The organism is Nevskia sp., from assembly GCF_051860985.1.
In the GTDB taxonomy this organism is placed as follows: Bacteria; Pseudomonadota; Gammaproteobacteria; order Nevskiales; family Nevskiaceae; genus Nevskia.
The window spans coordinates 1-17,134 of record NZ_JBIMKV010000020.1 but is presented as its reverse complement, the minus strand read 5'-3'; the positions used below and the strand labels follow the sequence as shown (position 1 = coordinate 17,134).

The 17,134-nt window shown below is 60.0% G+C and carries 7 protein-coding genes; 1 reads left to right on the top strand and 6 read right to left on the bottom strand.

From position 1 onward, the window contains the following. Positions 1–2 precede the first annotated feature (2 nt). The 5 genes from ACTIGJ_RS16780 to ACTIGJ_RS16760 form a co-directional block, all read right to left on the bottom strand. A complete protein-coding gene (locus tag ACTIGJ_RS16780; RefSeq protein ID WP_439641470.1) occupies positions 3–3,416 on the bottom strand; it encodes an STY4851/ECs_5259 family protein in 3,414 nt (1,137 codons plus the stop codon). 98 nt (positions 3,417–3,514) lie between these two features. Continuing rightward, entirely contained in the window at positions 3,515–5,593 is a 2,079-nt protein-coding gene (locus ACTIGJ_RS16775) for a 3'-5' exonuclease (RefSeq protein ID WP_439641469.1), read from the bottom strand. A 76-nt stretch (positions 5,594–5,669) separates the two neighbouring features. Further along, positions 5,670–8,486, bottom strand: a complete 2,817-nt coding sequence (locus ACTIGJ_RS16770; protein WP_439641468.1) for a site-specific DNA-methyltransferase — start codon at positions 8,484–8,486, stop codon at positions 5,670–5,672. A gap of 10 nt (positions 8,487–8,496) precedes the next feature. Beyond that, positions 8,497–10,434, bottom strand: a complete 1,938-nt coding sequence (locus ACTIGJ_RS16765; protein WP_439641467.1) for a GmrSD restriction endonuclease domain-containing protein — start codon at positions 10,432–10,434, stop codon at positions 8,497–8,499. After that, the gene (locus ACTIGJ_RS16760) at positions 10,434–13,517 is read right to left on the bottom strand and encodes a BPTD_3080 family restriction endonuclease (RefSeq protein ID WP_439641466.1); all 3,084 of its coding nucleotides are present in this window, start codon (positions 13,515–13,517) and stop codon (positions 10,434–10,436) included. The genes ACTIGJ_RS16765 and ACTIGJ_RS16760 overlap by 1 nt, the downstream gene beginning before the upstream one ends. A 948-nt stretch (positions 13,518–14,465) precedes the next feature. On the opposite strand from ACTIGJ_RS16760, the gene ACTIGJ_RS16755 reads away from it, so the two are divergent. Next, positions 14,466–15,437 (top strand): hypothetical protein, encoded by a 972-nt coding sequence (locus tag ACTIGJ_RS16755; RefSeq protein WP_439641465.1) that lies wholly within the window; start codon positions 14,466–14,468, stop codon positions 15,435–15,437. Here ACTIGJ_RS16755 and ACTIGJ_RS16750 read toward each other — a convergent pair. Next, the coding region (locus tag ACTIGJ_RS16750; RefSeq protein WP_439641464.1) for a TnsD family Tn7-like transposition protein at positions 15,426–17,134 on the bottom strand (1,709 nt) is incomplete at its 5' end. The two genes, ACTIGJ_RS16755 and ACTIGJ_RS16750, sit on opposite strands and share 12 nt — an antisense overlap.

The following is a 17,134-nucleotide window of genomic DNA, read 5'->3' as shown; positions in this document are numbered from 1 at the left end:
GATCACCATTGGATTATTTTTTGAGATAGACACCGGACAACCGTCAGGTGGAAGGCTTCGGAGAACCAATCGGAATCGAATGCCCTGAAGCTCTTGAGCTTGTAGAAGTGTTCGGGATTGCTTAGCCATTGCCCCGAATGAGAGAGCGCCGCCTGTACCGCGAGCTCCACCGGAACGATGATCGCAGCGTCGCGATAATCCCCGGGAAGGCGTCGATGCAAGAGCGAGCGTAGCTGTGGCTCCTGGAGGCACCGGACATTCGCGAGTGACATCGTTGGCCATTCATCGTCGGCTTTGTCTCGCATTAGCCTCTGCAGGTGGCAATCATCTGCCTCGTACAATTGCGCCCTGAATATCTCGTCGACACTCGGCTTGCGGGCAAACTGAATGTCCTGCGGCTGTTCGCCGGTAGCGCATGCGTAGGCCGCCCCCAGTAAAGCATGGAGCGCCGGAGCCTGCTCCCCGACCGATTCACATCGCTGCTTCAAGTGATTCAGTGCAATCGGTCGATGTGCAGGGCCGAGCCATTGCTCAGCTTGGGCGAAAGCCTTGCTCATGCTTCGACACCAGTCCGAGAACGACACCAGTTCCCATAGAAATGGGAGCTCAACGGTGAATCGATTCACCAGCCGGGTAATGGGAACGCTCATACGGCATGCGAGGCTCGCCATCGCCAGCCCTGACTGCGCGAATACTCGCCAGAGGTCGAGCGTCGCAAGCGGAAGGTGTCCGAGCTGTGTCGCGAGCCGCTCCACCAGTGCCCAGTCTGGAGCAGAGAAATCGTCTGTCAGCGCGGTGATCGCTTCCGTGAGGGCCGCATAACGCTCGTCGGATCTGGATATCTCTAGCGCGCCAGCTAGACCTCCGCGCGCTTGGCGGCTCAATCCGTTCGAAACCGGCCAAAGCTGAGGCCGGAACCGTATGCTACTTTCCGCATCGGGATAGATCAGCCATGGCCCAGGAGATCGTCCTGGCGGATCGAATCGCCATGCGCCGATCGACACATCCTGGGAGACCAAAGCAGGGAGATGCGCCGGCACGGTCTCCAGGTCGCTCAATAGCAAAGCTGAGACATTCGTAGACTCGATTCTCTCGAGTTCAAAACCTTTCGTGTGCTCCACGAACACGTGTCCCTCATGCTCGTTCCGCCGAAGCTCGGCATCGAATCGCTTGATATGCAGCGTGAAGGCTCGGCGCATCCCGATTGAAATCGTCAGGTCTACATTCGAGTCGAGTTCTGCGGTGCTCGATAAAAGCTCATCGATGGCAGCGCGGTAATCTAGGGGGCGGATCTCTACACGCTGTCCGAAGTCAGCCGGATGAAGCACCGAACTAACCATGAGCTTCTTGGGACGCGAGTCGTTGAGGGTTAGTGACAAGGTTGCTTTGCGGTCGTTGCCGAACATGACCGCGAGCCGGACCCCGTGGATTGCCGAGACGTTGATGCTCGAATAGTCCCTTAGCTCGGCGCCAGCGGCGTCGCGTGATGCGACTCCCCACGAGGGGAACGGGACACTGAACGGTGCGGTCGTCGTCGTATGCGCCCAGCGAGCTTCGAAATCGAGGCTTTTAGGAATCGCCGCACCCGCCGCAATGCGCAGTTGCAGAACGACCGCTTCGCCTTCGTGGTGGCTTCGACATTCGACTCCGCCATTCAGGCAAGCAACCGAGGAGACGCCCCATCCGCAGAGGCGAACCGCCCCTTCGTTGGGCGCTTCACCGGGAATGAACTGAATTCCCGCGCTGGACGTAAGAACGATGACCCGGGATTTCCATCGGGTCCTTCCGTCACGTGGCCACCTCGCCTCAAAAGGTCCTACCCCGGGATCTCTCGAGGAGATCGCGCCCGGCACGCACCAGAGCACCTTCTCCGCCGTGTTAGCCCTCAATCCGTCTGGGGTCCGGCTGAACACCTGCGGCCGCGATCGGAACGTCGGCGTATTGAACAGGTCCCACACGCGCACGCCTGACCATTCGAATACGTCATGGGATGCGTCTGCTTGTTGGGTCCGTATCGGGTGGTGCTCCCCTTGCTCATCAACGATGTTCACGTTGCCCCTGGCGGCAAAGACGTTCCTGTTGCACTCAAGCAGCTCACCCAAGAACGTAACCGCGGACGTGCCCTGTGGTTCGATGCTCCAGTCGGGCGGCACCGCGATGCAGATATCGCTAGGAACAACCGCGCCAGGACCCTGACGCAGGAAGCTCCACGAATCCGCGTTCGACTCTGTCTTTCCGAACACCCAGGGCAGGTCGTCGGACAAACTGCTCCCGCGTGGAACGGCGATCCTCCCAATAATTCCTGACGCCCCCGATAGCTCTAAGCGTTGCTCGCAAATGGCATCTAGTCCACGGCATTCCAGCGGACTTAGGTCCAAGCGGTATCGTTCGTGTCCAGACAGCTTTCGAACCATCAGATCCCGAGTCTTGCTGCCGCTAGTCCAGCGCAGCGTCGCCAGCCGTGGCAGGCTCGAAGCATCAGAGCCAAACAATGAAGCCAATGCAGCGGATTCAATGCGCTCAGGTAAGACAACCTCTGAGCGCAATGTCGGTCGGCCGCCGAGGTCGAGCTCGATCCCTCGCCAAACATGCGCCTGCGGTGTACGGACAGTTGCAGGAGCTGCCACCGCATCCTGAATGAGCTGCTCGATTAGCCCTCGCGCATGCTGGTCCTCAAGGGCCAGCGGGAATCGATCTCTCCAGGTCGGCTCTTTGCTGTCCAGAAGCTCCAGCAACCCGTCGTGAGTCTTGAGCTGCAGATCCTCTCGCAGCTTCAAGGCTGCCGTAATGATAGTGGCGAGAAGGTTATAGATATCGGCTTGCCTGTAGCTCCGCGGCAGCAAGGTGCTCAGGCTTTCGATCCATCCGTACAACTCTACGGGGCTGCTCCGCCCACTTGAGGCCAGACCCAGGACCTTACGAAGGAGCCGACCGACGTTTCCTTTGGCTTCTGCAATGAGCTTCAGCGGCAGCCCACCGTTGGTTGCGATGCTACCGAGGTACCGAAAGCCCAGCCCTTCCTGAGGTCGAAGTCCCCATTCGCGCAAACCTTTGACGATGCAGGTAGTTCTTTGCTGCTGGGGCCAAGCATGTGGGTCAGCGCCAATTCCTTCTACAATTGGATCCCACGACCATCTGGATCCATCATAACGTCGCTTCCACCACTCGGCAGCGTAGAAAACAAATAGGGCGGCAAAGTTAATAGTGTGTTCAGCAAGAAAGTCAAAAGGCAAGTGTTTGAGGCCGCCCGTTATCTGAACCTTCAGCACTCGTTCCAATTCTAAGAATTCTTCTTCGCTCGCTCTGTATGCGAACAAATGTTTTCCTGTCGGACGATCCAGCCCTCTGATAGCAAAAAATGCCAGATACCATGCCGTTAGTATGTTCTGCTTTTGGGGTCTGATCGGGACGCTCATTTGCCCTCCTTGGTGCTTACCGTTATACGACGCTTACTCGTTTCGCCATGAGGGTTGCTCTCATCTACTCCCCGGCATCGGCATCCTGAAGCAGCACGTCATCGCCGAATCATGTCCTGAAGAAATTCGGAGGCGGGCGCTAAGGCCGTGACAAGAAGCGAATCTCGCGCCCTCGTGCAGGCGACGTATAGCAGATGCCTCTCTGTGTCGTAGACCTCTTCAAGATCTGCGTCATCGCTGACCGACTCGATCCGCTCCTGTAGCGGAATTACTTCATCGTCACAGGCCATCACGACCACGGCTCTGAACTCGAGACCCTTCGCGAGATGCATAGTGCAGACAGATACAACGCCAGTTACGACGACCATCCGCTGATCCAGAACACTTGCTTTCAGTCCCGCCTGGCTGACGGCCTTATCGGCGCGTTCTAGCTGCGCCTCTGATCGGACGATGACGCCGATCTCCTGTGGCGAAAGGCCGCGTTCAATGCCGGCCTTCAACCAATCCGCGACGGCGGTGATCTCTTCGGCCTCGCTGGCCGACACGAGTACCTGTGGCGGCACACCGTTGAAGACCGAAACGGTGCCTCGACGTCCTTCGACGTTGCCGTCGACGTCTGAGACCTCAGGGCCGAGTAAGCGATCAGCATGGGCGCGGATCTGGTGCGACGTTCGATAGTTGATGTGCAGCGTTTTCGACCTTCCCCGAATATCGACACCGACCGATTTCCACGAAAACGGCTGCTGAAAAATCCGCTGGCCAAGATCGCCAGCAAAGAACAGAGCGTCCGGGCGTTGGGCGCCCAGTGCTGCCAAGAACCGCAGCTGGGCAATGTCGATGTCCTGCGACTCGTCCACGACAGCGAAATCAAATGGGGACAGACCGCCTTTGCCCAGTTCCGCGGCCAATCGGTGGAACATCTGAGACGTCGTGATGAGCTTTTCCGTGGCGAGCAACGCACGGACGCGCTCGAAGACCAACCAAAGGGACTTCCTCTGGACCTCGGGCAGTCGGGTCTTGCGGCCTAGTCGACGGACATCTCGGTAGCTCTCCCAGCTCGCAAGCTGCCAGGCGTCGACAACATCCTCCCATTCGCCCAGCAGGAACCGCTCACTGAACTTGAGCCCGCCCTCTGCCTGGGCGGCGGCAATCAGCAATGAGCGGAGCTGATCTCGATTGGCGATGGTCGGCCGCGCAACGTGCCGCTCGTAAAGACGCGCACCCAGGGCGTTGAGGGCCTGCACTTCGATCCGCTCCGCCAACCGCGGCTCCGACCCGATCAGCTTCCTCAGCTTGTTCTTCAGTGACTGCGCCAAGGGATCAGAGAACGTGGTGAGCAAGACGCGCGCTTCAGCATGAGACCTTGCGAGGTGTACCGCGCGATGCAACGCGACGATGGTCTTCCCTGTTCCAGCCGAACCCGAAACGCGAGCCGGACCGTTGTAATCGCGCTGCACCAGCTCGCGCTGTTCCGGGTGCAGGAAGACGATCCACTTGTCCCAAGGTGCGGCAAGCGCGCGCTCCAGCTCCTCTGCATTCCCCATAGCGCGGAAGCGACGCTGCGCGTCGGGATGCTCGAACGGATCTTTGCCCGCACCTGTAACTGGCGCGGATTTCGGCTTTCCGCCGGTCGCGAGTTCCAGCAAAGCCTCAGCCGCTTCGCTCGGCAGGTGGTCTGCCAAGGTGAGCAGACTGTCTTCATCGGCGGCCTGAACATCGGCGATCCACTCTTGCGGAACGCCATACGCGAGCAAAACCGACTCTTCGACACCCAGGAACAGCTTGGGCTTCAGGGGCAGGACGGCCTGAACCTGCTCCACGATTTTCGGAACAACCACTTCCTGAACGCGCTCGCGGATCTCGACCAACTGCGCAGCCCCCGTGGTCGGGTGCCTCTCCAACCGTCGCCGCTCTGCCCAGTGGTAAGCCTTGTCGTGATGATCGGCGTAGCAGAGCAAGAAGCTCGACTCGGTGCGGTGAACAATCATTCGCACGTCACGGCCAACTCGCACGGACCAGAAGTGTTTGTCCCTCGCCTTGTCCAGCTTGTGGAAGCTCAGTCCCGGATGAGCGGGGTTCACCTGCAGATCGAAGGCCGTCGTCTTGACCGCCTTCTGCTCTTCGGCGGTAAGCCGAGCCATGCTGTCGGTGAAGGTGTCCGCGATGAGGAAATTCATCTTGTCGCCTGACTCCAGGCGGCATCGATCGCCAAGGACCGCACGCCGATCACAAACCTCGCAGCGCCGGTCATCTTCACGCGACCTTGAACACCTTCATGACCTCGTCCCCGAGATGATTGATCACCTTCACGGCGATACGTCCGTTTGAAGGCTTGTCGAACGGGCGTGAGGTGTCGCTGTTGAGCGTGGCCCACGCTTCCTCGTTGATTTCGGCCTTGAGGGTGGTCTTGAGGGACTTGTACGGGTCGTTGGCGCCGAGGAAGTAGGCGTGGCGGACGAAGAAGCTTTCTTCGTTGTAGTCGGTGTCGATGAACCAGCAGGCGATGCCGTCCGCCCCGTCACTACGGACCTCGCCGGTCTGTGGGTGGAACACGTCCACACCGTTGACCTTCACGCGAACCTGTCCGTTATCGGCAGGCAGGATGGTGATGTCCGGCTCGCCGAAGATCACGAACAGGTTGCCCTTGCCGGTGTTCTTGAGGTCCTCGGCCATATGCAGGTCGGCGTTCATGCGCGCCTTGAGCACCGGGATACGGCCGAGCCTGGAAAACTCACTGGCGTGGGCGTCGTAGTTGAAGGCGCAAGCGATCAGCACATCGAAGCCGGCGTCGCCCGCCTCACGCGCACCTTCCACGAGGTCTGGCCTCGCCACGGTGCCGAATTCCGGGCCGATGAAGATGGCCGCTCGCTTCTCCGTTCCGCTCTCCTGGTAGCGGCCCTCGGCACACACCAGATCGCCGGGCCAGGGTTCCAGGGACGTGAAGGTGATGCGATCCTCCTTGTGCGCCTGCTGTACGCCAGCAGTGCGAAGCTGATCGATAATGATGGAGACGAAGTCGCGGCTCTTGCCGTACTCCGCGTCCGGTTCGGCGACGCCGTCAATCAGTTCGTCATTCTCATCCACGCCAAGCATGCGATGGGGCGAAAGGCTTTCCACGGTGAAGGGGCCTGCCACCCGGACTTTTTTCTTGTCCTCGTAAGGCTTGTCGTAGAGGAATTCGGATTCCGCTTTGGCTGCGATGGAGGCGTCGATCTCCCTCTGGCGGGCGATGCGTTGTTGCCACCAGTCGGCGTGTGCCTTCTTAGCTGCATCGGGCCACTTTGTATCTGGCTCGCGGGGGATTTCCCACTCCTGCCATTGTTTGCCCGCTGCCGCGTTCAAGGCCGAGCGCAGTGGCTCCAGCCGCTGCTGGTACTTCTCCCAGATCACGTCGATCTCGGCGTTGTTGGCGATGCTTTTTAGCGTGATGTGCGGCACGCGCTCGTAGACGAAGCCCTGCCGGACGTTGCTGCGCGTGGGCTGGCTGCTCGGCGCGCTGCGGGTGACTTCGGCTTCCTTGATTTGCCCTTCGCGACTGTCGGCCAGCAGGTAGTAGGGATAGCGCGCACCCATGATGCGGGCGCGGGCCAGAGCGAGTGCCACGCGTGAAGTGTCTAGCGTGATCCAGCGGCGGCCCCATTGCTCGGCGACGAAGGCGGTAGTGCCGGAGCCACAGGTGGGGTCGAGCACCAAGTCGCCGGGGTCGGTGGTCATCAGGATGCACCGCTGAATAACCGTCGTTGGAGTTTGCACCACATAGACCTTTGGGTCCGCACGGCTTTGGATGCCGCCAATATCACTCCACAAGTTGTTGATCGTCGCCGCGCTGAAGTCGTCTAGGAAGCGAACGTAAGATAGGCTCTTTCCTGTGAGCTCAACACGGGCAGCTGATAGAAGACGTTGCATTCCAAGTTCATTTGTTTTCCAGCGGACTTTGATGGAAGGACGGATCTCCTGACCATCGATCTTCACCGGAAACCATGATGCTGCGCCTTCACCTTTGTCTCTGCCAACACTTTGGCTGGTGATGTTGTCTTGACGATACACGCGCGCGCCGTCCGGCAACGCCATTTCCAAATTGCGCTCGCTTCCGGTAAGGCTTCGAGTTTCCAGGGTAGGCAAGCGAACGCGACTGTATTTGTCTGCACCCTCTTCGCCCAGTCCCTTGGTTCCAAACATGGGACGGAACTTCGCTCGATTAATGTCCCTTGCGAACCAGAGGATGTGATCCATCACGCCTGACAAGTAAACGCCTGTCGACCCACCCGATGTCTTTGTCGAGATTTGAGCGACAAAGTTGTCTTCCCCGAAGACCTCGTCCATCAACGCCCGCACTCGATGCACATTCTCATCTCCGATTTGCACAAAGATGGAGCCTGAGTCGGTCAACAAATCCCGCGCGACGGTAAGCCGGTCACGTAAATAGGTGAGGTAACTATGGATGCCGTCGCGCCAGGTATCACGGAAGGCTTTGACCTGCTCTGGCTCACGGGTGATGTGCTCAGCGTTGCCGTCCTTCACGTCTCGGCTGGTCGTGCTCCACTGAAAGTTGCTGTTGAATTTGATGCCGTAGGGCGGATCGAAGTAGATGCACTGCACTTTCCCGCGTAGGCCCTCACGTTCGGCCAGACTCGCCATCACCTGTAGTGAGTCCCCCAGAATCATGCGGTTCGCCCAATGGGCATCGTGCTGGTAGAACTCGGTCTTCGCCTCAGAATTCGGCAGGCCGTTGAAGTCAGCAAACAGGTCCGCCGTTCCACCGGTCTGCGCCTGCGTCCCCGCCTCGGACTGACGACGTAGGTCGTCGATCAAAACCTTGGGATGCACCTTCTCCTGGATGTAGAGCGGCGGCGCATGCACAACGAGGTCGGACCAATCCTGCTGGTCCTTGCCTCGCCAAACCAGTTGTGGGTCTAGGTCCTTGTTTCGGCGTTCGTAGGCAACACGCAAGGGATTGCGCGTGGCTTCATCGAGCACCGACTGGTGCTCGGCCGTGGGAATGTTCTTGCGCGTAACGTCCTCGTGCTTGAGGGTTTCGACGCTGAGCGGGGCTTTCGGGGCTTTGGCCATGTTGTTTTCGTTATGCCAGCGTCTCGGCTTCGATCAGGCGGTCGCTGTCGCGGGCCATCTCGTCGCTGAGTTCCTCACCTTCGTCGGGTGAGGCGTGTTCAAGGTTCACGGCGTGGCCGGTTGCATCAGCGACGAGCTTTAGCAGCGCCTTGCGACGGGCTGCCAGGAAGGCGTCGAAGTCATCCGACCTAAGCTTTACGGGGTCGATACAATGCGACTTCAAGTAGCCGTCGAGCGCGTCTGGTGCGATGGGTGGATCGATGATCTGACCGTTCGCTGCCTTCTTACCAGTCTCCAGCTTGGACAGGTACTCGGAAGGTGAGACGCCGCCGATGATTCGGTTAGTGCGGTACGCGAGCGGTGTCTTGTTGATGACGGTGTCGTAGGTGCTCGGCGGGATCTTCCGCTTCTCGCACCAGTCCTTCGGGAAGATGTGGTGGATATCCACGTCCTCATCGAAAAAGATGGTGAGGTCGAAGGCCTGGCCGGATCTGAAATCACGCGCACCTTCGCGCATGAGCAAGGCATGGATGCCCTTGTAGGCCGCGGAGAGGCGGGTGCGCATGGTGTCCAGACGGTCGGCGCGAAGCTGGCCTTCCTTCACCGTCGTGGGTTCGGCACCGCCTTTGAGCCAGACGGACACCTCCAGGATGTCCTTGGCGAATCGGCTCTCAACCGCAGAGCCATAGAGTTCACCGAAGATGCCGCACCAGTACCAGCGCGCGATCTGCTTGAGATTGCCGGCGTGATCGCTGTCCTTGCCCAGTTCCGCGAAGATCGCGGCGAGCGGGACGAGCTGTGTCTGGTAGGGAAGATCGACCACGCTGTGGATGTGCTGCTGGCGCAGGAACTTGGCAGCCCGCTTGAATCCTTCTTCCACCGCATCGCGGTAGTGCAGATAAGCGTCCAGCGGTAGGTCCAGCAAGGACTGGCGCGTCGCGCGGACTGCCGGCAGATCGTTCTCGGGAACGCCTGCCGCAACCTTGTCGAGCCGGACCTTTTTGGTGTGAAGGAGCGCGATGCTCTGGAGCACGTCCGTCGCCGCTACCTTCTCCAGCGCACCGAACTTCTGCCCTGCGGCGCGACCGTAGGTGGCCAGGCGCTGGTGCATGCCGGGTTCGGTACCGGCACCCAACCAGTCGTCGCGCAGACGGTGCCCCTTTGCGGCGTACATCGCTGTTAGCAGCTCGAATGCGTCCAGCGGTTTTCCGCCGGTGTTGACCTTCTCGAATACGAGACAGACTGCCTCGTGTGAGGTCTGGTGATCCAGAGCAATGACAGGCACTTGGTAGTGCTTAAAGTTCTCGAGCACGTCGTTCTTGAACTGCCGAAAGACCGCACGCTTGTCAGGGTCGTTGTTGGACAGCCAGTAATCCGTAAAGCCGTCCTGCCAGGAGTCCCAGTCAAAGACCCGGTTGAGCGGGAACATTAGATTGGCGTACTCGGCCTCCTGGGTAGACAGATCAAGCATGGTAGGTCTGTCGAAGGCCTTGAGCCGGCGGTCCTCGGGCATACCGAAGATGGCCTCGTCACGATCTGCGGAGGGATCGATAGCTTTCGTGATGTCGATATAGAACCATCGGTGGACCAGCTTGTTCTTGGGCGTGATGGTCTTGACCACCTCTCGGCTCAGGCAGGCGTGATATAGCGAGGTCATGCGCTGCTGGCCGTCGAGCAGCAGTTGATCTGGCGATTGATCCTTTGCGGCTTGCGGCGTGCCCTCGATGGGCCGGCGGGCAAACAGGTCCGAGCCATCTGGCTTAGCCATCAGCGTCATCAATGCGCCGATGGGGAACGCGCGCGAAATCGAAGCGATAAGGCTCTGAATGCGGTCTTCGCCCCACACCCAGCTACGCTGAAAGTCTGGCAGTTGCAGCTTACCGCTGGCGCAGGCCTGCAGAAGCTCCCCGAGAGGAACCGGATTGGTCTTGAAGGTGTTGCGTGACATCAGGTTGTCTCCGGGTGCAGCTTTGCTTCAATCATCTTGTTGAACTCCGATGCGACCTTGTCCTTGAAGTCGTCCTGCATCCGGAATACGTCGGTGAATTCCGCGAAGGCCCAGCGACCGTGGCCTCCGAGCGTGTTCACGCCGGGCACCCAGTAGGTGTCCATGGTGGACTTCTTCTCCTTGGCGTCCTCTCGGCGGTAGCCCTTGATCTCGACGACAAGGTGCAAGAGGTCTTCGTCGCCCTTGCCGTCGTCGACCAGCACGATGAAGTCAGGCCGGTACCGTCGTGTTTCGGAACCGAACCGATAAGGGGCTTCGAACCCGAGGTTGTGATTCTTCACGTAGGCGCGAACACGCGGATGAGCCTCAGCCACGCGGCAGAACTCGGCCTCCCAGTCGCTATCCAGGATGATCCAGTTGAGGTGGCACTTCGGCGGCGGGCCGAGAGTCTCCCAGCGCTCCGTCTTGGAGGTGGCGAAGTTCACATGCCGTGTGCTGCCGGCCGGGTTGTAAGGATCCAGCACGGCCTTGATGGGGCGTGACTTCTCCTGCTCAGCAAGCGTGATGGCCGCAGTGATGCGCTCGCAGGCGATATCGGCCAGCGCCTGGTACATCAGCAGGGCTGGGTAGGTGTCGCCCTTGCAAACGAGGCAGGTGTCGAGCCACTCCTGCGTGATGCGCTTGAGCTGACCGAACAGGTGCAGCTTGGGTTCGTCGCCGGGGTCGCGCCACTTCGTATAGATCAGGCGCTGCGTGAGGTTGAATAGGAGCGTTGATCGACGCAGGTCGCCGAGGTGCTTGAGGCTGAGGTCCACCGCCTCGCCAATGATGCCGGCGTTGCGGGTGATGGACGGGCCGACCAGATCCGGTGTCAGCTCAAGGACATGCTCAGGCGTGAACTTCGCGGTAAGGCGCTCGGCAGGCAGTTCGACCCGGTAGCCGGCGACGCGAGGGAAGCGGATCTCCAGATGGTCGCGCTCGGGCTTGATCGCCTTGACCTGGATGGTCTCGCGCGGCTCTTGCGGCTTCGAGATGACGGGCTTGGCTGTGAAGTCGAAGGGGATGCCGAGCACGTCGGCGTACTCGACGTTGAACAGTCCGGCCTCGTTCAGCTCGTACGACTGCCGACGCAGGGCGCGACCGATCACCTGCTCGCAGAGCAACTGGGTGCCGAAAGCACGCACGCCGAGCACATGGGTCACGGTGTTGGCGTCCCAACCCTCGGTGAGCATGGACACCGAGACCACGCAGCGGATGGACTCGCCGAGTTTCCCGGACTTGCCGACGGTGTTCATGACCTCGCGCAGCAGGCGCGAATCATCGAAGGCTTTGCCGTCGCGGATCTCCTCCGCCATCGCGCCACCGCGTTCGAGAACCTCTTGGCGAAACTGCTCGATCTCCGGGCCGGCCATGGCGCGGAAGTTGTCGTCCAGAGCTTCTCCAGATTCGAGCTGTTCGCTATCGATCAGGAGCGTGTTGGGACGAGCGTACGGGTTGTCGTTGTCATCGTAGTTTCGGAACAGCTCCAGCCGACCGTTGACGACGTTGGAAGTGCCGTCCTCGTTCTGGCGGATGAATCCAGAGATGTAGTCGTAGACGAGTTTGGATGTGGCGGTGTTGTTGCAGACCACGATGAAGCAGGGCGGCACCTTGATGCCGGCGTCCTTCCAGAGCTTGAAGGTTTTCTCGTAGTGGCCGTAGAGGGCCTGGAGGGCGGTCTGCAGCTCCACCGGGATGCTGAGCGGATCGAGCGGGCCACCGGCACCGCGGCCCTTCTTGGGCATCTTTTTGCCGATGTGCTTCCAAAGCTCGCGGAACATCGGCATTTCATTGCCGGGGATGTTCTCTGCCACCGGCACACGCGGCAGCTTGACGATGCCGCATTCGATGGCATCCATCAGCGAGAAGTCGCTCATGGTCCACGGGAACAAGGTGCCCTCGGCGTATCCGGAGCCGCTCAGGAAGAACGGCGTCGCGGACAGATCCATCACCCGCGCCACGCCGAGCTTGCGGTTGACCGCCTCAAGGCCGGTGATCCAGAGACGGGCGGCTTCTGCGTTCTTCTCCGCCTCCTTCTTGTCGTCGCCCGTGAGGTCTTCGTCGTCTGGGGCGCCGGGTTTTTCCCGGTAGCAGTGGTGCGCCTCGTCGTTGATGGCCATGACGTTCTTGAGCGCCATCAATTCGGGCATCACGCGCTGGAGCATTTGCCCCTCGGTTTCGGTGGTCTCCAGATCATCGCCACCCCGGCCTTGCAGGAGTCGCCGTCCACCCTTGGACAGATCAACCTTCTCGCGGAGCTTGAAGGCGTGGTAGTTGGTGATGACGATCTTGGCCTTGCGTAGATCGTCCAGCATGTCGGCCGGGATCAGCTCGCGGCTCGTGAAATAGCTGTCGGGATCGCTGGGCTGCAGAACGCGAAGGCGATCCTTGATCGTCAGGCCCGGAGCGACGATGAGGAAGCCGCGTGTAAACCGCTTGCTGGTCGGTCTCCGGACAGCATTGATGGCCTGCCAGGCAATGAGCATGGCCATGACCGTGGTCTTGCCGGCTCCGGTGGCCAGCTTGAGCGCGAGGCGCGACAATTCTGGATTGGCGGCGGCGTTGGCATTGGCTAGATGCTCGATGTATTTGTCGCCCGCCTTGCCGATTTGAGGCGCAACTTCGGTAAGCCAGATGGCAGTCTCGACGGCTTCTACCTGGCAGAAGAACGGCCGCACGCCGCTGAACGCGTGATGGCGCCAGTGCTTCAACAGGCGGGCGGTCTCCGGCGTAACCCGCCAGTCGGCAGCGTTAGGGATTTGCCGCCAGCGATCGACCTCGCGGCGAACACCGTTGATGACAGCGGTATGGGCGTACTGCTGTTCCTTGGTGGACAGCCCTTCCCCCTCATCAAAGATCAGATCCGACTGCTTGGCCTTGCCCTTCTGTTTTCGAGGCGCGGGGATCGGCGTAATGAATTCGGCTGCCCGGCGACGGTCGACGACTTGCTGCGTCGGCTGGCCGCTTGAGTCGAGCTCCCAGTGCCGCCCTGGATAGTCATACGGCGAGTTCAGGATCGGCCGTTCGAAAAAAGCATCTGTCATGTGGGCCCGCGTTCCTGTTTCTTTTATGGTTGCCGGCTTCCAGATTCGCAGCGATAGCGATGTGTCTGGAGCAGGCTTTATTCGGCTCGACGAATCAGGCAAGCCGGGGCACTCCTCAGTGCCTCCGCGTCAGAAGAAGCGCAGCCCGATCAATAAATTCATCAACTTAGATCTGCATGAGCGTTTTCACGCTTAGTCCGCTAACGACTCAAAGTTAAACACATTCGAGGTCAATATCGAGTTGGAAGACGATGCGTTTGCCACTCGTTTGGTGATGTAACGCACCGACTTCGCCCATCGCGAGTCATTTGGCGGCGCAAACAGGATTGATCTCTTGTTGGTTGCCCGTGCGCCGTGATTCATGGTGACTTTCTCGCGCTTGTGTGATGCAAAAGAAATCACCAGCAAAAAGTAATAATTTCGTGAATTCTGATGGCCAACTTTCATTTGACGACAGCCCGCAGTAGCGCCCAGCAAAGCTGATTTCGCGTCAGTCGACTGTGCAACTGATGCACAGATAGTGCTATAAAAGCACATGATCTCGTTGCCAGCTTCTCAAGCGGAACTCATTCGAAAAGCTCGGGGTGTCCGCAGCCAAGCCGAGTTCGCCCGGGAGCTGGATGTCGATCGTTCGTGTCTCTCGCGTTACGAGCGCGAGGTCCTCGGAGCGCCGCCGTCGGTGATCACCGCGTGCCTGCGTCTAGTTGTGCAACAACTGCACACTGCCGCACCCGGTCTCCCCAATCTATCCGATGCGCTCCTGAGTGCCCGCGAGGTCGTCTCGGCCCTAGAGCGCGCAACAGGCGCGGGACGATCTCAGGGTGTGAACGATCTCGATCACGCTTCCCAACAAAGGCCGCCCTCGGCGGCTGAGGAGCCGTGAGTAACTCACTTCCCGCAGATCCAGCGCAACTGCGGCTCGGGATTGCCCCTCGCCCTGTCAACGAGGTGCCGATGATCATCGTGCGGCCGCTGGACGATGAACTCGCCGAGGCGCATGCCTTTCGGCATCAGCACATCGAAGGGTATGAAAGCCAAAGCCAGCAGATCCGATCGTTACGCAGGCAGTTCGGGATCGAGAAGGGACTAGGCTGCAAGTATCCAACGACGAACCTGCTCGCCGTCGTAGGCGACAAGCCTGTTGAGGAGTACGTGCGACGACACACCATGCTCCCGCTGATGGCGGCCGTACCTGCATATTTGTCGCGGCCGACGGCATCCATCAACGATTGGCTGTGTTCATCCTTTCATTTGGGGCTACATCGGCCTATTGAGGATGTTCGGATCTGCGTTGAATGCATCAGGTTTGATGATCTTCAAGGAACCGTCTCATCGTATCGGCGGCGTCACCACATCCGCGGGACTAGCCGCTGCCCGTGGCACGGCTGTCGCCTCCACGCGGTTCGAGATCGACTGCCCTTAAATGCAAGGCCGAACGAATGGGTTTCGCGCCAAAAGGTCGATCTGGTGACGGATATCGAGGCGGACGTTCCAGATACCCGATGGATGCACCGTTACACCAGCATCAGCATGGCGATGTTGAGTGCCGACAAACCAGTATCGAGCGCGGAAGCCAACAAGGCCCTCCTGATAGCGTTGGAAGGGGCTGGTTTCTCGACCAGTATCCGCAGACCGAAGCCGCTTGTCAGCGATCTGCTAAGTGCCAAGGCCGGCACTCGGTGGATTGCCGAGAACCTCCCCGTCCGTGGTGAAGCGGTGAACGGAACATTTGCCACGCGTTTTGACGGTTTCGGGGACAATCCCTGGACAGCGCGGTCATCCATCCTGCATGCGGCTGTCTGGGCGTGCTTCGATCAAGGGGACCCTTGGACCAAGTCGATGCGCGCGAACCAGTCTGCAGGCCACGGCCGCGTACCTGAGGAACCGACCCGCATAGCCCCCTCAGAATCAATCGCTTAGACGTCCAGCCGCTCGACGCCGCTGTCTCATGGCTTTCCGGGTCAAGGGAAGCTGATCGAGTTGGCTGAGCCTCGCTTTCAAACCCGGCACCTTGTTGCAAAGGTCGGCGATGCGCACGGCACGATCCGGTCGCTCAATCGCGATCGAGGCCCGCGCGACCTGAATCGCATGAGCGAGTTCGTGATCGCGGCAGTCCCAATCGACACGATTACGGCCCTGCCTCGGGGCCAACGCAAGGTTTGTATTAAAGGCCTCCAGCCAATCGCGGTCGTTCCGGTAAAGCCACGCGAACACAGCAGGCTGTAAGTTCCGCAGTTGCTTCTGGTCAGGACGGCTCATGCGCCCGGCGGTCCCCGCCCAGGCTTGCCGGTTACTGAGCCTCGCCTGCTCGAATTTGCAGGAATGCCAGTTGCGCCGAAGGCCAGGGTCCGATTTCAGCAGCATGTTGATGGTGGATATCGACACCCCGGACGTCTTGGATGCAGTTTCCTTGCTCCCTCCGCCACGAAGTACCTCGATGGCAGCCGCTCTGAGCCCGGGCGTCAGCAAGCTCGGCCGCCGCGACGCCGCAACACCTACTTGGGCGGCCCAGGAAATGCCGGTTCCGATCGCAATCCCCGTTGCGTGGGAAGCGCTCGTCACAGAGCCGCCTTCCGACAGCAGACGTAGAAACTGCTCTCGCCGTCGTGGGTCCGGATGATCAGGTCGGCCATCTTGCACGCGGGCATCCCCCTCCTCCGAAGTGTTTACCGTCGAAGGGTTGCCGAGCGCTTTCAACCAAGCTTCCCAGTCGCCGAAAAGCGCTTGAATCAATGCGAGGTGGCGAAGCACATGAACCGGCCGGAACGTGTTCCGAACCAGCTTGAGCAGCTGAGCTTCGACCTGCGCCGTTGTGATCGGCAATGCAGCCAAGTCGTGAGCTTTGGCAAGCGCGCGTGTCGTCATGACCACGTGCGAGGTGAAGCCCAAAACATCGATTCGACCGGATCGACTGACCAAGGACATTGCCGCGAGTCGCTCGCGATAAACATCAGAAAATCGTTCAGGATCAATGTCCCGATCAAGCCCTCGGTTGGCGTACGCGAGGATGCTGGCGGAAAACGACCTCAGAACCGCTACGTCGGAATCCGATGCAGCATCTGAAACCCCCGGCCGGAACTGGCAATCCGCAGGTAGTAGCCATGCGAATCGATTGCCGCCATTCGTTCGCTCCGTTGTCCAGTGCAGCGCCTTCCCGCAGCGGAAGCACGTCCAAATACCTGGCCATTGATGCTCGATACGCCATATACCCTTGGCGGGAGCAAAGCTTTGCGCATCGTTGCAGTGCGGACAGGTCTTCAACGGGTGCGCCGCACCGAACCGACCTGCGAGGAGACCAAGTCGCGCCTTGAGCCCTCCGCAGCCTCCATATCCCACGGTCGCGAGTGCGTCGCGACGTACCGCTGCCGAACGGAGGTGAAGGTAAAACGGCAGGATCGTGCGACGCTCGGCGATCTCCTCAGCGGTGCCGAACGCGGGCCCGAGCCGCGCCGCGATTTCATGGGCATGAAATGGGAAGTCGTGCGCAGCCGCACGAGGGTTGCCGGTGAGCTGGCGCGACGTCATAGACGCGGCGGCGTTCCCAGCAATGTGATGGTGCCGGGCGCACAGGCTGTACAGGGTTTCACCTTCAAACCAACCCTTCAGATGGGTGGCTG

Bases quoted from the DNA above. Each gene is read 5' to 3' on its own strand.
- ACTIGJ_RS16780 (WP_439641470.1), bottom strand. From the start codon at position 3,416: ATGAGCGTCCCGATCAGACCCCAAAAGCAGAACATACTAACGGCATGG.
- ACTIGJ_RS16775 (WP_439641469.1), bottom strand. From the start codon at position 5,593: ATGAATTTCCTCATCGCGGACACCTTCACCGACAGCATGGCTCGGCTT.
- ACTIGJ_RS16770 (WP_439641468.1), bottom strand. From the start codon at position 8,486: ATGGCCAAAGCCCCGAAAGCCCCGCTCAGCGTCGAAACCCTCAAGCAC.
- ACTIGJ_RS16765 (WP_439641467.1), bottom strand. From the start codon at position 10,434: ATGTCACGCAACACCTTCAAGACCAATCCGGTTCCTCTCGGGGAGCTT.
- ACTIGJ_RS16760 (WP_439641466.1), bottom strand. From the start codon at position 13,517: ATGACAGATGCTTTTTTCGAACGGCCGATCCTGAACTCGCCGTATGAC.